Below are 22,032 nucleotides of genomic sequence, written 5' to 3' on the forward strand. Positions count from 1 at the left end.
CGGCGCGTGCCGCATCGTCCCTGTTCCCTTCCACGTCGCCAAGGTTGACACCTCACCTACCCGCGAACGCATCGTCCCTGGTATTACCGTTGAGAACACGGGACTTCGCGCACTGCTGACGGACCTGGAGGACCAAGGTCTCGCATACCCCCTGGGGTATCTGTTACCGTGGGGTCATCACTCTGTGGAAGGAACACCATGCGCATCGTCATCGTCGGAGGAGTCGCCGGAGGCATGAGCGCCGCCGCGCGCGCCCGCCGCCTCAACGAGTCGGCCGAGATCATCGTCTTCGAGAAGGGCCCGGACGTCTCGTTCGCGAACTGCGGCCTGCCGTACCACGTGGGCGGGGACATCGAGTCCCGCGACGCCCTCCTCCTGCACACCCCCAGGACGCTGGGCGCCTCGCTCGGCCTCGACGTGCGGGTGGACACCGAGGTCACCTCGATCGACCGCGAGGCCAAGACCGTGACCGTCATCGGCCCCGAGGGCAGCGAGGTCGTCTCGTACGACGCGCTCGTGCTCTCCCCCGGCGCCACCGCGTTCACCCCGCCGATCCCCGGCATGGACCTGCCCGAGGTCACGCACCTGCGCACCGTCGACGACGCGACCGCCCTCGCGGCCCGCGTCGGCTCCGCGAAGACCGCGGCCGTCCTGGGCGCCGGCTTCATCGGGCTCGAGACCGCCGAGGCGCTGCGCGAGCGCGGCCTCGAGGTCGCGCTGATCGAGATGGCGCCCCAGGTGCTGCCGCCGCTCGCGCCCGAGATGGCGCGCCTGGTCGAGCTCGAGCTCACCGCGAACGGCGTCGACGTCGTCACGGGCCTCGCCGCCGCGGGCGTCGCGCCCGCCGAGTCCGGCGCCGGCGTCACCGTCACCCTCACCAATGGCGCCTCGGCCGACGTCGACATCGTCGTCGTCTCCGTGGGCGTCCGCCCGAACTCCTCGCTCGCGGCCGACGCCGGCCTCGAGGTCGACGAGCGCGGCGCGATCATCGTCGACGACGAGCAGCGCACCGCCGACCCGAGCATCTGGGCCGTCGGCGACGCGATCGCCGTGAAGAACCAGGTGACTGGCGTCACCGGACCCGTGCCGCTCGCCGGCCCCGCGAACCGTCAGGGACGACGCGCCGCCGAGTCGATCATGGGCGTCGCCAAGCCGGCCAAGCCCGTGCTCGGCACCGCGATCGTCAAGGTCTTCGGCCTCACCGCCGCGATGACCGGCGCCTCGCCCCGCATGCTCGACCAGGCAGGCATCGAGCACGTCGTGCACCACACCCACCACCTCAACCACGCGGGCTACTACCCCGGCGCGGACCAGGTGCACCTCATGGCCGTGTTCTCCCCCGAGGGCAAGCTGCTCGGCGCCCAGGGCGTCGGCCGCGCCGGCGTGGACAAGCGCATCGACGTGCTCGCGACCTCGCTGCGCGCCGAGTTCGACGCCGACGACCTGGCCGAGCTCGAGCTCGCCTACGCGCCGCCCTTCGGCTCCGCGAAGGACCCCGTCAACATGCTCGGCTTCATGATGCAGAACACGGTGCTCGGCACGCTCAAGCTGTGGCACGCGTCCGACGTCGAGTGGGCGCGCGAGAACGCGTTCATCCTCGACGTCCGCTCGCCCGGCGAGTTCACCCGCGGGCACCTGCCCGAGGCCGTGAACATCCCCCACGACCAGATCCGCGAGAACCTGGACCGCATCCGGTCGCTTGCGGACGGGCGGCCGGTGCGCGTCCACTGCGCTTCCGGCTTCCGGTCCTATCTCGCGCACCGCATCCTCGACCAGGAGGGCTTCGACTCCGCGAACTTCGACGGCGGAATGCTCACGATGAACACCGCGCTGCCGGACCTCGAGCTCGTCACCGGCGTCGCGGAGCACGCGACCGCCTGACGCGAACTCCCGCCGCCGACAGTTTGAACCAATCTCGATCCGACACGCCGCGCCACGCGGCGCGACCGGCCTGATCGCCGGGGTGTCGCCGCTGAGATTGGCTCAGACTGTCCGGCGTACCGAACCGTCCCGGGCCCCCATTCCGTCCGACCCGCTCACGCGGCGCGGGCGTCGTGAGGGCCCGGGCGCCGGTTCGGCTCGGCCGCGTGCGCGGTGCGCTGCGCCTCAGCTGAGGTCGAGCGGGACCTTCATCATCGACAGCGCGCCGTCCGGGTCGAGCGTCGCGGCCTGCCGCACCTCCCAGCGCTCGTCGCGCTTCGGGTGGTCGGTGCGCAGGTGCCCGCCGCGGGTCTCCTCGCGCGCATAGGCGGTGCGGACCAGGACCGATGCGGCCTGGAGGACGTTCGACGTCTCCCACTCGGCGACCTGCGGGGCGCCGCCCACGGCCTCCTCGGAGTGGAACTGCTCGCGCAGCCTCTCGAGCTTCACGTCGGAGCGCTCGAGCCCGGCCGCGTCGCGCACCGGCCCCGCACCGTGGTGCGCGAGCTTCTGGATGCGCGGACGCTGCGTCGCGGGCACGAGCGCGTCGGGTCCGGGGCGGACCACCGGCTCGTGCTGCGTGACCACCCCGTCCGCGACCACGGCCGCCGCGTCCTTCGCCGCGCGCGTACCGAAGACCAGGCCCTCGAGCAGGGAATTCGAGGCGAGCCGGTTCGCGCCGTGCACGCCCGAGCACGCGGCCTCGCCGACCGCGTACAGCCCCTGCCTGGTCGAGCGTCCGCGCAGGTCCGTAAGGACTCCGCCCGAGTGGAAGTGCTGCGCGGGCGCGACCGGGATGAGGTCGTGGCCCATGTCGATGCCGCGCGACGCGAGCCGCGCGTGGATGGTCGGGAAGCGCTCCTTGAGGAAGTCGGCGCCGAGGTGGCGGCAGTCGAGGAAGACGTTGTCGGACTCCTCGTCGGCCATCATCCGCACGATCGCCTTGGACACCACGTCGCGCGGCGCGAGCTCGGCGAGCTCGTGCTGGCCGACCATGAACCGCTCGCCCTCGGCGTTGAGCAGGTAGGCGCCCTCGCCGCGCACGGCCTCGGAGATGAGCGGCAGCTGACCCAGCGCGGACGATCCCTCCCACAGGACGGTCGGGTGGAACTGGACGAACTCGATGTCGGCGATCGCGGCGCCGGCACGCAGCGCGGCGCCAAGGCCGTCGGCCGTCGCCGAGGACGGGTTCGTCGACGACAGGAACACCTGGCCGATGCCGCCGGTCGCGAGGATGACGGCCTTGGCGAGCGCGGCGCCGACGCCGTCGCGCGAGCCTTCGCCGATCACGTGCAGGGTGACGCCGCAGATGGGACCGGGGAAGCCCTCGGCGTCTGGCGCCGCGGTGAGCAGGTCGACGACCATCGCATGCTCGATGACCTCGATACCAGGGTCGCCCAGCACGGCATCGAGCTGCGCGATGAGCGCGCGCGAGATCTCGGCGCCGGTCGCGTCGCCGCCCGCGTGCGCGATGCGGTCGCGGTGGTGGCCGCCCTCACGGGTGAGCGTGATCGAGCCGTCGGCCTGGGTGTCGAAGTTCGCTCCGCGGGCGACGAGCTCGCGCACGCGGTCCGGCCCCTCGGTGACGAGCGCGCGCACGGCCCCGGGCGAGCACGTGCCCGCGCCGGCGACGAGGGTGTCCTCGAGGTGCTCGTCGGGCGTGTCCTCGGGGTCGAGCGCGGCGGCGATGCCGCCCTGCGCCCACATGGTCGAGCCGGACAGCAGCTCGCCCTTGGTGACGACGAGGACGCGGTCGACCTTCTGGCGCAGCTCGAGCGCGGCGGTCAGGCCGGCGATCCCGGACCCGACGACGATGACGTCGGCCTGGGCAGTCCATCCGGGCTCGGGGGAACGCAGGCGCTGCACGAAACGGGTCATGCGCCTCAGACTATGCCCGCGCGGGGTGCCTCAGTGTCACGGTCGCCCGGTCGCGATCGCCGGGTCACGGCCGCCCGGCCGGGCTCGCACAGTCAGGCTTGCACAGGGACGATGCGGCGGGACGGCGCCCGTCGCGCGTCACCGCAGGTGCGTGAGGACGTTGTCGATCAGTCGGGTCGCGCCGACGTGCGCCGCGACGGCGATCACGACGTCGCCGCGATACCCGGAGGGCACGGGCTGCGCGTCGGCGGGGTCGAGCGCCTCGAGGTAGTCGACCTCGACCCCCGAGGTGGAGGCGAGGATCTCGCGCCCGGCGGCGAGCGCATCGTCCCTGGAGGCGCCGGTCTCGGCGGCCGCGCGCGCCGCGTTGAGCGCGCGCGACAGCGACAGCGCGCGGGCGCGCTCGTCGTCGGTCAGGTGGACGTTGCGCGAGCTGAGCGCGAGGCCGTCGGAGTCGCGCACGGTCGGCACGGGGACGATGCTGACGGGAAGGTCCAGGTCCCTCACCATCGCGCGGATCGCGATGAGCTGCTGCGCGTCCTTCTGGCCGAAGAACGCGACGTCGGGCTGGACGAGGTGCATGAGCTTGAGGACGACGGTCAGCATGCCGTCGAAGTGCCCGGGACGATGCGCGCCTTCCAGGATGTCGCCGATCGCGCCTGCGTTCACGGTGACGGTGGGATCGCCGTCGGGGTACATGGTGGTCAGGTCGGGAGCGAAGAGGACGTCGACGCCGACCCCCTCGAGCAGCGCGGCGTCCGCCTCGAGCGTGCGCGGGTAGTTGTCGAGGTCGTCCGCGTCGTTGAACTGGAGCGGGTTGACGAAGATGGTCGCGACCACCTGGTCGGCCGAGGTGCGCGCGGTGCGCATGAGCGCGAGGTGGCCCGCGTGGAGGGCTCCCATGGTCATCACGACGGCGCGCCGGCCGGGACTCTCGCCGTGGCGCGGCGGCTCGAGCGCGCGCAGCTCCTCGAGCGTGGTGATGATCCTCATCGGTCCTCCTGGTCGTGCCCCGCAGCACCGGTGTCCTCGGCACCGAGGTCGTCGGGCCCCAGTCCGAGCGCCGCGATGACGGCCGCGTAGCCGTCGGGGCCCAGCCGCCCGCCCGCGAAGGCGAGGTCGGCGGTGGCCTGAGCCATCGCACGGTACGCGGCGAGGGTGTCGGGCGTGCTCGCGAGCGCCGCGAGATGCGCAGCCACGGTACCGGAGTCGCCGCGGACCACGGGACCGGTGAGGGTGGTGACGGCCCCGGGGGCGTCGCCGAGCGCGCCGTCGACCGACGCGTGGGTGAGCGGGCCGAGCACGCGGCCGGGGTTGTCGAATCCGAGGCGAGCGAGCACGGCGCTCGCCTGCGCGACCGCGGTCACGACGTGGTTCGCGCCGTGCACGAGCGCGGCGTGATAAGCGGCGCGGTCGCTTTCGGCGACGACGACGGGCTCGCCTCCCATCTCGACCGCGAGGGCCTGGGCGATGGGCAGGACCGGGGCCGATGCCGTGACGGCGAACGCGGCGTCGCGCAGCCGGGCGCGGTCCAGGCTCGTGCCGGTGAAGGTCATCGCGGGATGGATCGCGAGCGGGATCGCGCCGGCCGCGGCCGCGTCGGAGAGGATCCCCGTGCCGTGGCGGCCGGCGCAGTGGACGACGAGCTGCCCCGCGCGCCAGGCGCCGAGCGTCGCGAGGCCCGCGACGAGCGGCTCGATCTGGTCGTCGGGCACGGTGAGCAGGACGAGGTCGCTCGCGCGGACCACCTCGTCGGGGTCCCTGCGCGGGACGCCCGGCAGGAGGGTGTCGATGCGTTCGATCGACTCCTCGGACGAGCCCGAGGCGCCGACGACCTCGTGGCCGGCCTCGCGCAGCAGGGAGCCGAGAACCGCGCCCACCTTGCCCGCGCCGACGATGCCGATCGCGAGCCGGCCGGGACGCTGAGACGGTTCGGTCATCGCTCGCCTCCGGGCGTGTGCTGGGTCGGATCGGGCACCTGGTTGTCCGTCAGCCCGCCGCTGCCCGGCGCGTCACCCCGCTGCGCAGGTCGCTCGCCGTCGGGCGCGACCGTCACATCGTCCCCCGCGAGCACCTCGTCGACGGCAGGGACGACCGTCGCGAGCCACTGCTCGGGCGTCTGGCGCTTGCGCGACGTCGCGGCCCGCGCGGCCTGCTCCTCGAGCAGGGCGAACGCATCGTCCCGGGAGAGATGGCAGGCGACCGGCGAGACTGGCCCAGGCGTCGAATGGACGACGACGGTGGCGACCTCCGCGGCGCGCTGCAGCGGTCCCTGCGAGAGCCCGAGCGACTGGGTGCGCTCGTGGGGCACGACGACGAGCTCGCGCACCCACCGTCCCTGCCGGATGAGCAGCGCGGTGTCGGTCGCGCGCACGCCGCGATGCTTCCACTGGAACGGGTCGAACCAGCGGGAGCTCCGGGGCGACGCCGTGAACCCGCCTTCCGCGCCCGTGCCGGTCATCGCGCGCGCGATGGTGCCCGCGGGATCGGGGTCGCCGAGGTCGGGCAGCACGAGCCACAGCGCGGCGAGCGCGTCGGCCTGGGTGCCGACGGGCAGCAGGGTCGAGACGTTCGCCTCGCTCTCCTGATAGCCGGCGACGTTGACGCTCAGGCGCCACCACCCGCGCCGGCGCCACAGCAGCGGCTGATGCATCTGCACCGCCTGCACGCGGCCCGGCGGCACGGTCTGGCGGCGGGTCTCGAGCAGCCCGTGGCGCAGCCGCACCCCGTCCGCGGAGATGCCGGCGACGAAGCCGAAGCCGGTGTTGAGGCGGCTCCACACGAATCCCGCCCCCGCGAACAGGACCGGGATGAGGCCCGCGAACGAGCTGCCGATGATCGCGAACAGCATGTGCTCGACCTCGGAGGTCAGCACGAGCACCGCGACGAGCAGGCCGAGCGGGATCGCGGCGAGCCACAGGAACGGGCCCGACAGGACGATCGATCCGATCAGCCTGCCGGGAGGCACCACGAGCAGGTCGCGCTCGGCCGCGGCCGCGATCGCCGGGACTCCCTGATCCGCGCCGGGGATGAAGTCGCGCAGGACCGCGCCGTGATCCGAACCGTGCTCAGATCCGTGCTCGGACGCCTCGGCGCCGCCGGAGAACCCGGCGCCCGCTGGCCCGGCACCCGCGAGCCCGGCGCCCACGCTGGGACCCGACCCCAGCATCGTCCCTGTGCCCGGCATCGTCCCTGGGATCGCCGTTCCCTGGCGGGCCTGCTTGATGCCCGCCGCGAGCGCGAGGATCTCGTTGCGCAGCGCCTCGGCGTCGCCGAGGCGGAGGTACTCGAGCGCGACGGTCGAGCCCTCGCCGCCGGCGACCTCGATGCGCACGGCCGCGAAGCCGAAGACGCGCGCGAGCAGCGGCTGGACCACGTCGACCGCCTGGAGCCGGTCGAGCCTCGCCTGCTTGCTCTGCCGGAACAGGATGCCCTTGCGCAGCTCGACCGAGTCGTCGGTGATCCGGTAGGTCGTCATGCGCCACGACAGGTACGCGCCCGCGACCACGAAGACCGCGATGACGAGGCCGATCAGGACGAGCGTGATGATCGCCGGGCGCCACCCGTCGCCCCCGCCGCCGGCCCACTCGGGCGCGTTGTTGAAGAACCAGTAGGCGCCGATCGCGCCGAACACCGACCACGCGCCGAGGAACGGCGAGACGGGATGCATCCGCGTCCACTCGCGCGGCGCGGTGTTGACCATGGTCGTCACAGTCCCGCCAGCGTCGCCTCGCCGCGGGCCGTGAGGCGGTCGCGCAGGCGCGCGGCCTCCTGGGTCGGCACGCCGGAGATCGACGCGTCGGTGCCTGGGGAGGCGGTGTGCAGCTGGACGCGCGCGAGGCCGAGGGCGCGCGCGACCGGGCCGGCCTCGACCTCCACGAACTGCATGCGGCCGTAGGGCACCACCGTGACGCGCCTGAACATGCGCCCGCGCTTGACGAGCAGGTCGTCGTCCCGCTCGGCCCACGCGTGCGCGCCCACCTGCCGCACGATCACCCACGTGGTCCACGCGACGCCCACGGCGACGACCGCGGGCGCGATCCACACCGCGCCGCCGAAGATCACGGCCGGCACGACGGTCGCGGCGAGCATCAGCAGCGCGGGTACCGCGAACGTGATCAGCCGGGCGGGGATCAGCTTGCGATCCACGTACGTCCACGAGGCGCCCTCGGGCTCGAACCAGGTCATGGGTCCAGTCTGCCAAAGGGGTCCGACGCTGGGGATCCGTCCTGGGGACGATGCGCAGGTGGGGCACGTCGTTGAGCCCGGGACGACGACGGCGAGCTCCGCCGCACCGGTGCTTCCTACGGAAGATACCTGCGGGATCCCGACGCATTGACACCGTTAGGATTCAGCGTCATGGGGGATCAGAAGCAGCGACATCGGTCGCACCTCTGGATCGTCCTAGCGGTCGGGAGCGTAGCGTTCGCCACGCGCTTCATGCCCTATCTCGCCCCAGGGGCCATCTTCACGAAGCAGGAGTACGACGACGGCGTCATGTTCGCCGGCGCGCTCTCGCTGTTGTCGGGCGAGCTGCCGTACCACGACTTCGTCTACCTGCACCCGCCTGGTTCGCTCCTGTGGCTCACGCCGTGGGCATCGCTCGCCGACGTATGGGGCGAGCCCGTCGCGTTCGCGACCACCCGGGTTCTCGGAGCGTTGACCGCCGTCGGGTCCACGGTCCTCATCGCCCTGCTCCTGCGCAGGTTCGGAGCCCCAGCGATGATCGTCGGCTCGGGGCTCTACGCCATCTGGCCGGCGGCGGTGGACACCGAGCAGAAGTACATGCTCGAGCCGGTGCTCAACCTCCTGCTGCTGGCCGCGCTGCTCCTGATGAGCCGAGGCACGCGCCGCGCCGCACTGTCCGCCGGGATGCTCGTGGGGCTGGCGCTCAGCGTGAAGTACTGGGCGATCCTGGACGTCGCGCTCCTCGCGGGAATGGCCTATGCGCGCCTGGGATGGCATGGCGCGTGGCGATTCATCACCGGCGCGGCGGCTGCCGCGGGCGTCGTGGCTCTGCCGTTCTTCATCGCCGCTCCCACCCAGATGTGGGAGCAGACGGTCGTGACTCAGCTCCTGCGCCCCGATGAGGGCAGATCCTTCGTCACGCGCATGGAGTTCTTCGCAACCGCAGACGCATCCTTGTCATGGTTCGTCGCTGGTCTCGTGTTCGCGGTGTTCACCCTGCTGGCGCTGCTTCCCGGGATACGCGCCTTGGTGCGGCGCACGCCTGCCGCCACGTGGGACGACCCGGTGTTCTGGGGTCTGCTCGCGATCACCCATCTGATCGCCGTCCTGCTGAGCAACACCTTCTACTATCACTACGCCACATGGGTCATCGCGCCCCTCTCGCTGTCGATCGGTCACGCCGTGGGCCTGATTCGCCGCCAGCCGCTCCAGATCGCACTGGCGACGGCAGCGGCACTCGTCGCGATGCTCGCCGTGGCCAAGAGCGCACTCAGCATCGAGAGCTCCGACCTCAGACCAGCCGAGATCGCCGCGTGGAGCTCAACGAGGTCGTGCGTGTGGGGATATCCGACCGAGCTCATCCAGGCCGACGCGGTGCGGAAGAACATTCAGAACGGCTGCGCCTTCGACGTCGACCCCTTGGGATTCTGGCTCGTCAGCATTGCCGGATCCGACCCAGAGGCCGTCGACTTCCGAACGCCGGCGGACCTCGAGAGGATCGCACAGCAGATCGAATCCGCGGACGGCGTCATCCAGTACGACCGTGAGACGATCCCTGATGGCTTCTCCATCGCGTCGGACAGCGCAGGAGTGCTGCTGCTCAACCGCGACGGAACCTGATCGGCGGAGCCACTGGCTGGCCCGTCGTGGCGCGGCTCATCACCGTCGGGCGGGTCGCTCCTAGGCGGGCGCGGCCCCGGCGTCGGCGCCCGACGCATCGTCCGAGTCGTCGTCGATCCTGCACCACCGCTCGGCGACGATGCCCGCGACGAGCATGAGCAGCGCGGCGCCTGCCGCGACGAACGCCTCGATCGCCACCTGTCGGCGCGGCGCGTGGTCCCAGTAGGCCAGCAGCGACAGCGCGTAGCCGCCGAAGACGCCGCCCAGCACCGCGCCCGTGTAGGCGCACGCCTGCGCGAACGCGGCGGTCCTGAGCGCGCGCAGCGGCGCGAGGTGATGCCGGTCGCCCCGCTGGTAGGAGCGCACCGTCCACCCCGTCCAGATCGCGATGCCGCCAGCGATGAGGCAGCCGAGGGGCAGCGACAGGGGCACGGTCACGGGCGGGTTGCCGCGGCCGAGGAGCAGCGCGCCGAGCGCCCACGCGAGCGCGAGCGAGACGCCCGCCCAGGCGGCGAGCCGACGCCAGGTCAGGTGGGACACGTCAGGGCTGCGGGCTCTCGCCCTGCTGCGGCTCGGCGACCGTGGTCACCCCGGAGGTGTCGACGTGCTGGACCAGGTCCCCGACGCGACCGCCGTCGTCGCCGGCGAGCACCGCATCGGGCGCGAGCGCCGCCCACGGCACCAGCACGAACCCGCGCTCGCGCGCGCGAGGATGCGGGATCACGAGGTCCTCGGACTCGTCGGCGAGGTCGGCGTACTGGAGGATGTCGATGTCGAGCGTGCGAGGCCCGTTGACCTCGGTGCGGTCGCGGCCGCCGTAGACCATCTCGATGCCCTGGCACGCGGCGAGCAGCTCGCGCGGCGCGAGCGACGTCTCGATGCGGATGACCGCATTGAGGTAGTCCGGCTGCGGGGGTCCGCCGACGGGCGTGGTCTGCACGAGCGGCGACGCGCCGGTCACGGTGATCCCGCTGATGCGGTGCAGGTCCGCGACAGCGCTGGACAGCGTCGTCGCCATGTCGCCGAGGTTCGCGCCGAGCGCGAGGTACGCGTCGACCGGCTGGAAGGGGCGCTTGTCGAAGACGTCGTGCGCGGGGCCGATGCCGTCGGCCGAGAGCGGGTCGTCGCCCTTGCCTGCCGACGATCCGATGCGCTTGTCCGACCACAGCCCGCCGGTGCGGACGTCGCGGCGGATCCGCACGGTCACGTCGCCGAACTCGACGTGCAGCGGCGCCTGGGGCTTGTGCACGACGACGTCCACGCAGAACACGCCGTCCATCTCGAGCACCGCGCGCGCGATCTGCTCGGCGACGGTCTCGAGCAGGTTCGCCGGGTCGCCCCCGAGGACCTCGGCGGCGCGGTCGGCGATGTCGGAGTAGTTGATGGTCTTGGTGAGGTCGTCGGACGCGGCGGCGGCGCGCGTCGAGGTGTGCGCGACGACGTCGGCGAAGAACAGCTGCCCCGTCTCCTGCTCGTTGGCGTTGACGCCGTGGAAGCCGGTGACGCGGATGCCGTGCACCGCGATCTGGTCCAGCTCCCGGCCATTCTTCACGTAGGGAAGCGCATCCATCGTCATCTCCTCATCGTGCCTTGTACCCGGCTGTTGTCAATCGCGACGCGACCGAGATCGCGTCACGTGCGGCGGCGGCGTCGTGGACGCGCACGGCCCACGCTCCCTCGAGCGCGCACACGGTCGTGACGGCCGTCGTCGCGGCCTCGCGGTTGGACGGGTCCGCGCCGTCTCCCCCGCCGCTCGCGATGGCCGCGCCGAGGAATCGCTTGCGCGAGGCGCCGATCAGGACGCGGTGGCCCTGGGACCAGTCCTGCCAGCGCGCGATGAGCGGCCAGTTGGAGTCGGTGACCTTCGCGAAGCCCAGTCCCGGGTCCAGGACGATGCGGTCGCTTGCGACGCCTGCCTTGGTGAGGGCGTCGACGCGCTGGCTCAGCTCGTCGCGCACCTCTTGGACGACGTCGTCGTAGCGGTCGGCCTTGTCCATCTCGGTCGAGTGCGCGCGCCAGTGCATCGCGACGTAGTCGCAGCCGAGGTCGGCGACGGTGCTCGCCATGTCGGCGTCCGCGAGGCCGCCCGAGACGTCGTTGACGATGCTCGCGCCGGCCTCCACCGCCGCGCGCGCGGTGGCTGCGTGCATCGTGTCGATGCTGAGAGTCACGCCCTCCTGCGCGAGGGATCGGATCACGGGGACGACGCGGTCCTGCTCCTCGGCCGGTTCGATGCGGCCCGCGCCGGGGCGCGTGGACTCGCCTCCCACGTCGACGATGCTCGCGCCCTGGTGCCGCAGCTCGAGCCCGCGCGCGATCGCGGCGTCGACGGTGTCCCAGCGGCCGCCGTCCGAGAACGAGTCCGGGGTGACGTTGAGGATGCCCATGACGAGCGTGCTCATCGTGCTCCCGTCACCTGCCCGCGATGAGGCTCATCGCCTCCGCGCGTGTGGCCGCGTGGCGCATGATGCCGCGCACCGCCGAGGTGACGGTGCGGGAGCCGGGCTTGCGGACGCCGCGCATCGACATGCACAGGTGCTCGGCCTCGACCACGACGATCACGCCGCGCGCGCCGAGCTCGTCGACGAGGGCGTCTGCCACCTGGGTCGTGAGGCGCTCCTGCACCTGCGGGCGGCGGGCGTAGAGCTCGACGAGGCGCGCGAGCTTGCTCAGCCCCGTGATGCGGCCGTCGGTGCCGGGGATGTAGGCGACGTGCGCGACGCCGTGGAACGGAACGAGGTGGTGCTCGCACATCGAGTACAGCTCGATGTCCTTGACGAGGATCATCTCCTCGTGGCCGAGCTCGAACACCGTGGACAGCACGTCCGCGGGGTCCTGTCCGATCCCCGAGAAGAACTCGGCGTAGGCACGCGCGACGCGGGCGGGCGTCTCCTGCAGACCGTCGCGCTCAGGGTCGTCGCCGATGGCGACGAGGATCTCGCGCACCGCAGCCTCGATGCGTGGCTGGTCCACCGCCATCGTCAGCGCCGCCCTGAGGTGCGAGGGCCGGTGACGGCCTGGCGCATCGTCCCCATCAGTCCTGCCCGAGGGTCTCGGTCGCGCCGGTGCCCGGCGCATCGTCCTGGCCGTCGGCCTCGCTCTCGGCGACCTCCTCCACGGGGGCGGTGGCCGGGGCCTCCTCCTCCGGCAGCGGCGCCGGGGCGTCCTTGGGCGCCCACTCGCCGCTCACCCAGTGGTCGCGGCGGTCGAGGTGGACGACGTCGGCGAAGATGTCCGCCAGCTCGGCCTCGTTGAGGGTCTCCTTCTCGAGGAGCTCCGCCGCGAGACGGTCGAGGACCGCGCGGTTGTTCTGGAGCGACCAGGTCGCCTCGGCCATCGCGTTGTCGAGCAGCTTGCGCATCTCGTCGTCGACGATCGCGGCCATGCGCTCGGAGTACTCGCGCCCGTGGCCCATGTCGCGGCCCAGGAACACCTCACCCGAGCTGCCGGACAGGCGGACCGAGCCGATCTCCGTGCTCATGCCGTACTCGGTGACCATCTGCTTGGCGATGTCGGTCGCCTGCGAGATGTCGTTCGACGCGCCCGTGCTCGGGTCGCCGAACACGAGCTCCTCGGCCACGCGACCGCCCATCGCGTACGCGAGGTTGTCGAGCAGCTGGTTGCGGGTCTTCGAGTAGCGGTCCTCGGCGGGCATCACCATCGTGTAGCCCAGCGCGCGGCCGCGCGGCAGGATCGTCACCTTGGTGACCGGGTCCGTGTGGTTCATGGCCGCCGCCACGAGCGCGTGACCGCCCTCGTGGTACGCCGTGACGCGCTTGTCGTGGTCGTTCATGACGCGGGTGCGCTTCTGCGGGCCGGCGATGACGCGGTCGATCGCCTCGTCGAGCTCGCCGGGGCCGATGCGCTTCTCGTCGCGGCGGGCCGTGAGCAGCGCGGCCTCGTTGAGGACGTTCGCGAGGTCCGCGCCGGTGAAGCCCGGGGTGCGGCGCGCGACGGACTCGAGGTCCACCTCGGGCGCGATCGGCTTGCCCTTCGCGTGCACCTCGAGCACCTTGCGTCGTCCCTTGAGATCCGGCGCGTCCACGCCCACCTGACGGTCGAAGCGGCCCGGGCGCAGGAGCGCGGGATCGAGGATGTCGGGGCGGTTGGTCGCCGCGATCATGATGATGTTCGTGTTGATGTCGAAGCCGTCCATCTCGACGAGCATCTGGTTGAGGGTCTGCTCGCGCTCGTCGTGACCGCCGCCGAGGCCGGCGCCGCGGTGGCGTCCGACGGCGTCGATCTCGTCGACGAAGATGATGGCGGGCGCGTTCTTCTTGGCCTGCTCGAACAGGTCGCGCACGCGGCTCGCGCCGACGCCGACGAACATCTCGACGAAGTCGGAGCCCGAGATGGAGAAGAACGGCACACCCGCCTCGCCCGCGACGGCGCGCGCGAGCAGGGTCTTGCCCGTTCCGGGAGGGCCGTAGAGGAGGACGCCCTTGGGGATCTTCGCACCGACGGCCTGGAACTTGGCCGGGTGCTCGAGGAACTCCTCGATCTCGCGCAGCTCGTCGACCGCCTCGTCCACGCCGGCGACGTCGTCGAACTTCACCTTCGGCATGTCCGGGTTGACCATCGAGGCCTTCGACTTGCCGAACTGCATGAGCCGGCCGCCGCCGCCCTGCATGCTCGACAGCAGGAACCAGAACACCACGACGATCAGCAGCAGTGGGATGAAGGTGATGAGGAGGCTGGTCCAGATGCTCGTGGTCGCGAGCTCGGCGTCGTAGCTGGTCGCGCTTGAGTCCTCGACCGCCGCGACGACGTCCTGCCCCTGCGGCTCCGCATACGTGAAGTAGACGACGTCGGACAGGTCCGCCCAGTCGTCGGGAGCGCCGTCAGGCAGGTTGTCGGCCAGGTTCTCGATGAGGGTCAGCTCGACCCGCTGGTCGCCGTCGACGATCTTGGCCTGCTCGACGACGCCCGAGCTCAGCAGCTCGAACCCCTCCGAGGTGTCGACGCGGTCCGTGCGCGGGCTGAAGAAGCCGGAGACGATCCAGCCGAGGGCGATGATCAGCACCGCGAGGAGCAGGAGGCGAGGGAGATTCTTCATCGTGTTACGACTCTAACCGAGGCCCCCGACAAGCAGGCCACGGTTTCGCCCCAGGCAGACACCTCGTGCCTGCCCGTGCACTCCGCACGGATTCCCGGCCGACGCGCCAGCGTGTCGGCCTCCGACGCGGCGTGTCACCGGGGTGTCGCGGCCAGATCCGTGCGGAGTGCATGGAGGGAGAAGGGTCGGAAGTGCCGCCCAGCGCACCGGTCAGCCTTCCGAGCGGACTCGCCAAACGGTCGCGAGTACGTCCGCGAGCACCTCGTCCGGTCGGTCACGCACCTCCGCGAACGTGAACCGGAGGAAGTCCCGGCCGTTGATGGTGTGGGTCCGGTCGCGGTGGCGATCGTTGAGAAACGCCTGAGGGTCAGAGTGATACGTGGCACCGTCGATCTCGATCACGATGCCCTCGACGACGAGGTCGACACGTCCGATGGCCGGATACCGCCGTTGAACGACCGGCTTGAATCCAGCCTCGACGAGCAGGACGCGAGCGAAGGTCTCACCGGGGCTCTCACTTCGCGGGTCGACGTGGGCGTCCAACCAATCGCGTTGAGCCCTCGGAGTGATCGTGAAGCGCCGCGCGATCCGGAGCGGGACGAGACCCTGACGAACAGCAGCGTCCAGAGCAGCGAGCTGCGCCCTCGGCTCAAGACAGCGAGACGATAGGTCGAGTGCCGTCGCGACCGAGGCCCACGAGAGCTCTCCGTACCGATCCGTCCGGTGGATCACGACGTCCTCCATCGGACGCAACCCCGGACGCGCCTCGCTCCGTGACATCGGCACGACAAGGTGGGTTCTGAGATCAGACGGCACGACCGGCAGGCCCGCGTCGGCAAGGACCGTCAGGCAGCTCGGGACGGCCCGGAAGACGGTCGCGCGCTTGTCACTCTCGCGAGCCGACGTCAGGGCGTAGCAGCCTCGGTGAACACGGACGATTCGGCCCTCGGCCACAGCGGTCGCCAGACGCTGCCGACTGACCCCACTGTCAACGAGGTCCTTCCAGCGGGCGGCGCCGCCGGCGGCGAGGAGAGCTCGAACGGGGTCCATCCCACGAGGAGACCTGGCGATCGAACCCCGACACGTCCCGCATCGTCCTTGTGTGGACGACGAGCGTCACCGACCGGCCTGGGGACGCCGCAACGCCATGCACTGCGCACGGATTCAGGTCCGACACCCCGGGCGACACTCCGGATCCCAGGCCGACACGCTGGCGTGTCACGCGGGAATCCGTGCGGAGTGCATGCAGGAGGGGAATGCGGGAACGAGCGGACGAGCCCCTACTCCCCCTCGTACACCGCCGGGTTGAGGATCGCCACGAACGGGAGCGTGCGGTACTTCTCCGCGAAGTCGAGCCCGTAGCCGACCACGAACTCGTTCGGGATGTCGAAGCCCAGGTAGCGGATCGGAACGTCGACCTTCACGGCGTCCGGCTTGCGCAGCAGCGCCGCGATCTCCACAGACTCGGCACCGCGCGACTGCAGATTCCCCAGAAGCCACGACAGGGTCAGCCCCGAGTCGATGATGTCCTCCACGATGAGGACATGCTTGCCAGTGAGATCCGTGTCGAGGTCCTTGAGGATCCGGACGACGCCCGAGGACTTCGTGCCCGACCCGTACGACGAGATCGCCATCCAGTCCATCTGCACCGTGGGCGGCATCCGCCGCGCGAGGTCCGCCATCACCATGACCGCGCCCTTGAGCACGCCGAGCAGCAGCAGGTCCTTGCCCTCGTAGTCGTGGCGGATCTGCGCGGACATCTCGTCGAGCTTCCGGCCGATGTCGTTCTCGCTGACGATGATCTTGGTGAAGTCGTCCATGTCGAACGTCTGGTCCACGCGAGGCTCCTCAGAGATGTTCCAGTGGTACGGGCCGACGAACCCGAAAGCAGGTCGGCCCGCGGTGAGCGCCGACTAGGCCGGACGCTCGAGGGGGTGGGTGATCACAAGCCTGCCATATTCGCGCCGCGCCTCGTAGCCGCCGGGCAGCGACACCGCGCCCTGCCCCTTGTACTGCGTGACGAGCGCGTCGAGCGCCTTGACGTGCACGGTCGCGAGCGGCCCCGCACCCTTCGCCTCGGCGAGCATCTTGAGCATGCGCGAGCGGATCGCGTCGGGCAGCGCGGCGAGCATGTCGCACCGCCACTCGTCGGAGCGGACGGTCGACGCGGAGGTGCTCATCGCGGACCGGGCCTGGCGGTCGAGCTCGTCGGCGTCGGCCTGGAGCAGCGCGGCCGAGCGGGCGAGCCCGGAGACGACGCCGGGGCCGAGCACGTCGGTCAGGGCCGGCATGACGCTGGCCCGGAGGGCGGAACGGCGCGGGCCGTCGGGATCGGTGTTGGTCGGGTCGTGCCACGGGTCGAGCCCCTGCGCGGCGCACGCGGCGACCGTGTCCGAGCGGCGCACGGACAGGAACGGGCGGGCGATGCGGCCCCGACGAGGCGGGATGCCCGACAGCGCGCGGGCCCCGGAGCCGCGCGCGAGCGCGAGCAGCACGGTCTCGGCCTGGTCGTCCATGGTGTGGCCGGTGAGGATCTGCGGGTCGTGCCCGCCCTCGGCGTCGACGCGCGCGTCGATCGCGTCGTACCTGGCCTTGCGCGCGGCGGCCTCGAGCCCACCCTCGCGCCCCACCGTCACCTTCTCGATGAACACGTGGAACAGCCCGGCGAGCCTGGCCTGCTCGGCCGCGTGCTGGGCGACCTTGTCGGACCCCTCCTGGAGGCCGTGGTCCACGATGATCGCGCCCGTGAGGTAGCCCTCCTTGCGGCCCACGTACGCGGTCGCGGCCGCGAGCGCCAGGGAGTCGGGGCCTCCCGAGAGCGCGACCCACACGCGCGTGCCGATCGAGAGGCCGTCGAGGGCCTGCCTCACCGCGGAGCGGCAGACGGCGACGGAGGGGTGCGGCGCGCTCACGGGCGCACCTCGGGCGCGCCCGGCCCACCCGCGCACAGACCGGTCCTCACGTCATCCCTCACAGCCACATCCTGCCAGCGCCGCGACGAAGTCGTCGATGGCCGCGCGTGGAGCCGTCTGCCCCTGAGGCATCCCGTCGAGCAGCGTCGCGAACACGAGCCAGCGCCCGTCGGCGGTCTCGACGATCCCGGTGAGCGCGGTCACGCCGGTGAGCGATCCCGTCTTCGCGTACCCGCGGCCGATCACCTCGTCGGTGCCCGCGCGCTCCGCGACGGTCCCCTCGACGCCCATGACGGCCAGCCAGTCGAAGACCCCGGTGTCGCCCTCGTCCAGCAGCGCGGCGGCCCGAAGCGCCCCGACCAGCTGGTTCGGGGTGATCTGGTTCTTGTCCGAGAAGCCCGCGCCGTCGTGCAGCTCGAGCCCGGTCGTGTCGACGCCGAGCCCCTCGAGCGCCTCCGTGACCGCGGCCGCCGCGCCGGACGGCGTAGCCTCGCGCCCGGTCTCGAGCGCGAGGATGCGTCCCACCTGCTCGGCGACCGTGTTGTCGGAGTCGCGCAGCAGGTACGTGACGATGTCGGACAGGGGCGCGGACTCGACGCTCGCGACGACGTTGGAGGTGTCGACCTTCGCCGGCACCGAGGTCGACGAGGTCGCGTTCGACGCGGTCGAGTGCGACACGGCGACAGCCGTCGCCACGGCCGCGGCCCCGGAGGACAGGAACGATGCGGACGATGCGGCGGTCGCGTCGGTCGAGTCGGTCGAGTCGGTCGCGTCGGTCGCGTCGGTCGCGTCGGCGTCCCCGGAGGAATCGGTCGTGCCGGACGAATCGGCTGAGTCCTCGGCCGTCGCGTCCGCGTCCCCCTCGTCGACATAGCCGACGTCGATGCCGCGGGCGGACAGCAGGTCGGAGAAGGTCACCAAGGTGTCGGTCACGGGCGTGTTGGAGCGCTGCGCGTACTCGTCGTCCGTGAGCCGTCCCTCGTCGATCGACAGCCCGGTCACGCGCCCGGCGTAGCCGAACTGGAGCGCGTAGTCGGGCCACGCGTCGGGGTAGGCGGGGCCGGGGAAGTCGGAGGTATCCACGGCGACCGTGACCGTGCCCAGGTCGGTGCCGATCGCGTCGACCACCGCATCCGCGAGATCAGCGAGACCCGCGTAGCCGTTGGCGATCGAGGGCCCGCCGGTCTCGGCGATCTCCTCTGCCGTGTACTCGCTGAGGTCGCCGCCGTGCCCGTACCCTGCGGCGAGCAGGATGTCGCCGCCCGCGATCAGGGTCAGGGTGCTCGTGTCCGGGTCCCACGCGACGTCGGTGCTGATGCGGTAGTCCTCGCCGAGGGTCGTCGTCGCGGCGACCGCTGTAAGGACCTTCGTGGTCGACGCGGGCACCTGCGCGTCGTCGGCGTCGAGGTCCACGAGCTGCTCGCCGCTCAGCAGATCCACCACGGAGACGTTCGTCGAGGTGCCCGTGCGCGAGTCGTCGCGCAGGTCCTGCGCGTACGACTGGAGGACCCCGGCCGACGGGACGGGCGCATCGTCCCCGATCCCGGTGAGCACCGCATCGTCCATGGACGATGACGGGGCCGGCGACGCGGTCAGGAACGGCGCCGCGACGAGCGGCTCCGGGTCCGTCGTGAGGAAGCCGGGCACCACATCGGCGACATCGGCGGCGAGGTAGCCGAGCGCCAGCACGGAGGGGACCGCGATCGCGGCCACCAGCGTTCTCCCCATCCCAGACCCTTCGTGTCGATGCGTCACACTAGTATCCAGTTATCTGTCGCAGCGGCCGGACCCGGTCGTGTCCCCGTTAGGTTAGGACTGTCATGGAGTTCGACGTCACCATCGAGATCCCCAAGGGCTCGCGCAACAAGTATGAGGTGGACCACCACACCGGCCGCATCAAGCTGGACCGGATGCTGTTCACCTCGACGCGCTACCCGGACGACTACGGGTTCATCGACGGCACGCTCGGCGAGGACGGCGACCCGCTCGACGCGCTCGTGCTGCTCGAGGAGCCGACGTTCCCCGGCTGCCAGATCCGCTGCCGCGCGCTCGGCATGTTCCGCATGCGCGACGAGGCCGGCGGTGACGACAAGGTGCTGTGCGTGCCCGTCGGCGACCAGCGCCAGACGTGGCGTCAGGAGCTGACCGACGTGTCGGACTTCCACCGCCTCGAGGTCCAGCACTTCTTCGAGGTCTACAAGGACCTCGAGCCCGGCAAGTCCGTCGAGGGCGCGACCTGGGTGGGCCGCTCCGAGGCCGAGCAGGAGATCGAGGAGTCGTTCGAGCGCGCCGCCGGAACCCCGTTCGCGCACATGAACCCGCTGTACCCGCCGCAGGAGCACTGACTCGCTGCTTTCGCGAAGGCCCCTGGGAGACCGGGGGCCTTCGTCGTGTCCAGGGATTTGCCAGGGACGATGCGGGAGGCGCCCCCACGGGGCGCGCGGACGATGCGGTGGCTGGGTCAGACGCGGCCGGCGTACGGCATGATGTCCGACACCGCCCAGTTGTTGTAGACGCGCGTGCCGGCGAGGTGGCCGGGGCTCGACGCCTCCATGACCTTGCCGTTGCCGATGTAGATCGCGACGTGATAGATCGCCGACGCGTTCTTGCCCGTGCCCCAGAAGATCAGGTCGCCGACGCGCAGCTGCGAGAACGAGACGTGCGTCGTGTACGAGTACTGCAGGCGCGAGCTGTGAGGGATGTAGTAGCCGACCGAGCCCCACGCCGCCTGGGTCAGGCCCGAGCAGTCGTAGGCCGGGCCGCTTCCCGCGTAGGCGTAGGTCGCGCCGGTGAGGCTGATCGCGTAGGTCGCGGCGGACTGCCCCTGCGACGCGGTCGACTTCCACGAGCTCGAGGAGCTCGAGCCGGAGCTGGAGGATCCGCTGCTCGAGGAGCCGGAGGACGAGCTGGAGCCGGAGTTGGAGGATCCGCTGCTCGAGGAGGACGACCCGGAGCTGGAGGATCCGCTGCTCGACGAGCCGGAGGACGAACTGGAGCCGGAGCTCGACGAGCCGCTCGACGACGAATCGTCATCGTCGTCCGAGCTCGAGGAGCCCGACGAGCTGGAACCCGAGGAGCTGGAGCCCGACGAGCTGGACCCGGACGACGAGCTCTTGTCGGACGAGCTGGAGCCGGAGCTGGAGGATCCGGAGCTGGAGGAGCCGCTCGACGACGAGCTCTTCGACGACTCCTTCTCGGCGGCAGCGGCCTCCTCGGCGGCCTTCTTCGCGGCCGCTGCCTCGGCTGCCTTCTTCGCGGCGGCCGCGTCCTCCGCCTCCTTGGCGGCGGCGGCCTCGGCGGCTGCGTCTGCCGCGGCCTGCTCCTCGGCAGCCTTCTGCGCGGCGGCGGCCTCGGCGGCGGCACGCTCGGCGGCGAGCCCGTCCTGGCGCTCCTGCTCGAGCGCGACGGTCGTGTTGTTGAGCTCGGCGAGCTTCGCGATGGCCTCGGTCTGGACCGCGGCGGCCGAGTCGACGGCAGCGTTCGCGTTCGACTGCGCGGCCTGCGCGGTGTCGAGCGAGTCGCTCGCCTCCTGCTCGGCAGCGCTCGCGGTGTCGGCGGCGTCCTCAGCCGCGGCGCGCATCGTCTCCGAGACGAGCTCGGCGGCCTTGACCTGCTGAAGCGCGGACTCGACCTGGCTCGACGCGCGGTCGAGCGACTCGGTGCGGGTGATGACCTCGTCGAAGCCGTCGGCGGTCATGATCGCCTCGAGCGAGGCGAGGTCGCCGCCGTTGCGGTAGTCCGCGAGCGCGACGGCGGCGAGCGCGGAGGTCGCCTCGTCGAGCGCCTCGTCGGCCTCATCGGCGCGCGCGTTGGCGGAGAAGAGGTCGCGCTGGGCCGTGATGTTGGCCTCCTGCGCGACGTTGTAGTCCTCGGCGGCGCTCAGCGCGGCGATGTTCGCCTCCTGCGCGGCGCCCTCGAGCTGGGCGATAGCGGCGTCGAGCTGGGAGACGGTCGCGGCCTGATCCTCGGCGGCGGCCTGCGCGGCGGCGATGTCGTCGGCGCCCGGGTAGGCCTCGGCGGCGGTGGAGTTGACGACGGTGAGCACCGAGGCGACGAGCGTGAGCACGAGCGCGCCAGCCGATCGCCGACCCGCGACGAGGACCCCTGCCATGCGATGCGTTGCTTCCACGTTCTCCTCGCGCGCGTGCGCTGAAACTCGTGCGGCGAACCTCTTCGGGCCGGATGACCGGGCCCTCGAGATTCGGTTCGCGACCCCCGGACCGGGTGCGAACGCTCCCAAACTACCCGCAATACTCACGAGGCGCTAGAGGCTCATGTGACAGATGTGACAAACCTGGCTCGGCCCGGGCGCGACGTCGGTGAGATGCGCGATCCGCCTCGCCGGGCCCCACCCTGCGCGCCGCAGCCGGTCGCGGACATTCTCTGACACAGCGCCGCCCCGATGCGCGGCGTGTCGCGCCCGACACGCCGCGCGAGCCGTCCGCGCTGTGTCAGAAA

General features: G+C 71.6%; 18 protein-coding genes and 1 pseudogene. 3 read left to right on the plus strand and 16 right to left on the minus strand.

Translation table 11 applies throughout. The features are described 5' to 3' along the window. Positions 1-198 precede the first annotated feature (198 nt). Positions 199-1,881 (plus strand): FAD-dependent oxidoreductase, encoded by a 1,683-nt coding sequence (locus tag AOP78_RS09965; protein WP_062203793.1) that lies wholly within the window; start codon positions 199-201, stop codon positions 1,879-1,881. 225 nt (positions 1,882-2,106) lie between these two features. On the opposite strand, the gene AOP78_RS09970 is transcribed toward AOP78_RS09965, so the two are convergent. The 5 genes from AOP78_RS09970 to AOP78_RS09990 all read right to left on the minus strand — a co-directional run bounded on the left by AOP78_RS09970 (position 2,107) and on the right by AOP78_RS09990 (position 7,986). Next, entirely contained in the window at positions 2,107-3,798 is a 1,692-nt protein-coding gene (locus AOP78_RS09970; protein WP_062203796.1) for an L-aspartate oxidase, read from the minus strand. 138 nt (positions 3,799-3,936) lie between these two features. After that, positions 3,937-4,791, minus strand: coding sequence for a pantoate--beta-alanine ligase (panC, locus tag AOP78_RS09975; RefSeq protein WP_062203799.1), 855 nt, complete (start codon positions 4,789-4,791; stop codon positions 3,937-3,939). Further along, positions 4,788-5,738 (minus strand): Rossmann-like and DUF2520 domain-containing protein, encoded by a 951-nt coding sequence (locus AOP78_RS09980; RefSeq protein WP_062203802.1) that lies wholly within the window; start codon positions 5,736-5,738, stop codon positions 4,788-4,790. The genes panC and AOP78_RS09980 overlap by 4 nt, the downstream gene beginning before the upstream one ends. Next, positions 5,735-7,501: a PH domain-containing protein gene (locus AOP78_RS09985; RefSeq protein WP_152659491.1), complete on the minus strand. Its 1,767-nt coding sequence runs from the start codon at positions 7,499-7,501 to the stop codon at positions 5,735-5,737. Before AOP78_RS09985 ends, AOP78_RS09980 begins: the two co-directional genes overlap by 4 nt. Before the next feature lie 5 nt (positions 7,502-7,506). Next, a complete protein-coding gene (locus AOP78_RS09990) occupies positions 7,507-7,986 on the minus strand; it encodes a PH domain-containing protein (protein ID WP_062203806.1) in 480 nt (159 codons plus the stop codon). A 252-nt stretch (positions 7,987-8,238) separates the two neighbouring features. On the opposite strand from AOP78_RS09990, the gene AOP78_RS09995 reads away from it, so the two are divergent. Then, on the plus strand, positions 8,239-9,606 hold the full coding sequence (locus AOP78_RS09995; protein WP_152659492.1) for a hypothetical protein: 1,368 nt from the start codon (positions 8,239-8,241) through the stop codon (positions 9,604-9,606). A gap of 60 nt (positions 9,607-9,666) precedes the next feature. Here the strand turns inward: AOP78_RS09995 and AOP78_RS10000 are convergent, their stop codons facing one another. The 10 genes and pseudogenes from AOP78_RS10000 to dacB all read right to left on the minus strand — a co-directional run bounded on the left by AOP78_RS10000 (position 9,667) and on the right by dacB (position 19,302). Beyond that, positions 9,667-10,146, minus strand: coding sequence for a DUF3180 domain-containing protein (locus AOP78_RS10000; protein WP_062203809.1), 480 nt, complete (start codon positions 10,144-10,146; stop codon positions 9,667-9,669). 1 nt (position 10,147) lies between these two features. Continuing rightward, complete coding sequence (folK, locus tag AOP78_RS10005; RefSeq protein ID WP_160297618.1) at positions 10,148-11,176, minus strand: 2-amino-4-hydroxy-6-hydroxymethyldihydropteridine diphosphokinase; 1,029 nt, start codon at positions 11,174-11,176, stop codon at positions 10,148-10,150. Between the two features lie 10 nt (positions 11,177-11,186). Continuing rightward, positions 11,187-12,008 (minus strand): dihydropteroate synthase, encoded by an 822-nt coding sequence (gene folP / locus AOP78_RS10010; RefSeq protein ID WP_236685353.1) that lies wholly within the window; start codon positions 12,006-12,008, stop codon positions 11,187-11,189. A gap of 10 nt (positions 12,009-12,018) precedes the next feature. Beyond that, entirely contained in the window at positions 12,019-12,585 is a 567-nt protein-coding gene (folE, locus tag AOP78_RS10015; RefSeq protein ID WP_062203946.1) for a GTP cyclohydrolase I FolE, read from the minus strand. 55 nt (positions 12,586-12,640) lie between these two features. After that, positions 12,641-14,662, minus strand: a complete 2,022-nt coding sequence (gene ftsH, locus AOP78_RS10020; RefSeq protein WP_083980005.1) for an ATP-dependent zinc metalloprotease FtsH — start codon at positions 14,660-14,662, stop codon at positions 12,641-12,643. Between the two features lie 210 nt (positions 14,663-14,872). Beyond that, the gene (locus AOP78_RS15515; RefSeq protein WP_236685354.1) at positions 14,873-15,406 is read right to left on the minus strand and encodes an endonuclease domain-containing protein; all 534 of its coding nucleotides are present in this window, start codon (positions 15,404-15,406) and stop codon (positions 14,873-14,875) included. Positions 15,407-15,577: 171 nt separating this feature from the next. Next, positions 15,578-15,712 (minus strand): annotated as a pseudogene (locus AOP78_RS15615) (type IV toxin-antitoxin system AbiEi family antitoxin domain-containing protein); the annotation flags it as partial. 230 nt (positions 15,713-15,942) lie between these two features. Further along, a complete protein-coding gene (gene hpt / locus AOP78_RS10030) occupies positions 15,943-16,482 on the minus strand; it encodes a hypoxanthine phosphoribosyltransferase (RefSeq protein WP_062203950.1) in 540 nt (179 codons plus the stop codon). Positions 16,483-16,575: 93 nt separating this feature from the next. Then, a complete protein-coding gene (gene tilS, locus AOP78_RS10035) occupies positions 16,576-17,574 on the minus strand; it encodes a tRNA lysidine(34) synthetase TilS (RefSeq protein WP_062203816.1) in 999 nt (332 codons plus the stop codon). Positions 17,575-17,625: 51 nt separating this feature from the next. After that, positions 17,626-19,302 (minus strand): D-alanyl-D-alanine carboxypeptidase/D-alanyl-D-alanine endopeptidase, encoded by a 1,677-nt coding sequence (gene dacB, locus AOP78_RS10040; RefSeq protein ID WP_083980006.1) that lies wholly within the window; start codon positions 19,300-19,302, stop codon positions 17,626-17,628. Positions 19,303-19,394: 92 nt separating this feature from the next. On the opposite strand from dacB, the gene AOP78_RS10045 reads away from it, so the two are divergent. Next, positions 19,395-19,919, plus strand: a complete 525-nt coding sequence (locus AOP78_RS10045; protein WP_062203821.1) for an inorganic diphosphatase — start codon at positions 19,395-19,397, stop codon at positions 19,917-19,919. 116 nt (positions 19,920-20,035) lie between these two features. Here AOP78_RS10045 and AOP78_RS10050 read toward each other — a convergent pair whose 3' ends face one another. Then, complete coding sequence (locus tag AOP78_RS10050; protein ID WP_152659493.1) at positions 20,036-21,703, minus strand: C40 family peptidase; 1,668 nt, start codon at positions 21,701-21,703, stop codon at positions 20,036-20,038. Between the last annotated feature and the right edge of the window lie 329 nt (positions 21,704-22,032).

It is taken from the genome of Demequina salsinemoris, from assembly GCF_000974805.1.
Lineage (GTDB): Bacteria > Actinomycetota > Actinomycetes > Actinomycetales > Demequinaceae > Demequina > Demequina salsinemoris.

Coding starts and splice junctions, on each gene's coding strand:
- AOP78_RS09965 (WP_062203793.1), top strand. CDS start 199: ATGCGCATCGTCATCGTCGGAGGAGTCGCCGGAGGCATGAGCGCCGCC.
- AOP78_RS09970 (WP_062203796.1), bottom strand. CDS start 3,798: ATGACCCGTTTCGTGCAGCGCCTGCGTTCCCCCGAGCCCGGATGGACT.
- panC (WP_062203799.1), bottom strand. CDS start 4,791: ATGAGGATCATCACCACGCTCGAGGAGCTGCGCGCGCTCGAGCCGCCG.
- AOP78_RS09980 (WP_062203802.1), bottom strand. CDS start 5,738: ATGACCGAACCGTCTCAGCGTCCCGGCCGGCTCGCGATCGGCATCGTC.
- AOP78_RS09985 (WP_152659491.1), bottom strand. CDS start 7,501: ATGGTCAACACCGCGCCGCGCGAGTGGACGCGGATGCATCCCGTCTCG.
- AOP78_RS09990 (WP_062203806.1), bottom strand. CDS start 7,986: ATGACCTGGTTCGAGCCCGAGGGCGCCTCGTGGACGTACGTGGATCGC.
- AOP78_RS09995 (WP_152659492.1), top strand. CDS start 8,239: ATGCCCTATCTCGCCCCAGGGGCCATCTTCACGAAGCAGGAGTACGAC.
- folK (WP_160297618.1), bottom strand. CDS start 11,176: ATGGATGCGCTTCCCTACGTGAAGAATGGCCGGGAGCTGGACCAGATC.
- folP (WP_236685353.1), bottom strand. CDS start 12,008: ATGAGCACGCTCGTCATGGGCATCCTCAACGTCACCCCGGACTCGTTC.
- folE (WP_062203946.1), bottom strand. CDS start 12,585: ATGGCGGTGGACCAGCCACGCATCGAGGCTGCGGTGCGCGAGATCCTC.
- ftsH (WP_083980005.1), bottom strand. CDS start 14,662: ATGAAGAATCTCCCTCGCCTCCTGCTCCTCGCGGTGCTGATCATCGCC.
- AOP78_RS15515 (WP_236685354.1), bottom strand. CDS start 15,406: ATGGAGGACGTCGTGATCCACCGGACGGATCGGTACGGAGAGCTCTCG.
- hpt (WP_062203950.1), bottom strand. CDS start 16,482: ATGGACGACTTCACCAAGATCATCGTCAGCGAGAACGACATCGGCCGG.
- dacB (WP_083980006.1), bottom strand. CDS start 19,302: ATGGGGAGAACGCTGGTGGCCGCGATCGCGGTCCCCTCCGTGCTGGCG.
- AOP78_RS10045 (WP_062203821.1), top strand. CDS start 19,395: ATGGAGTTCGACGTCACCATCGAGATCCCCAAGGGCTCGCGCAACAAG.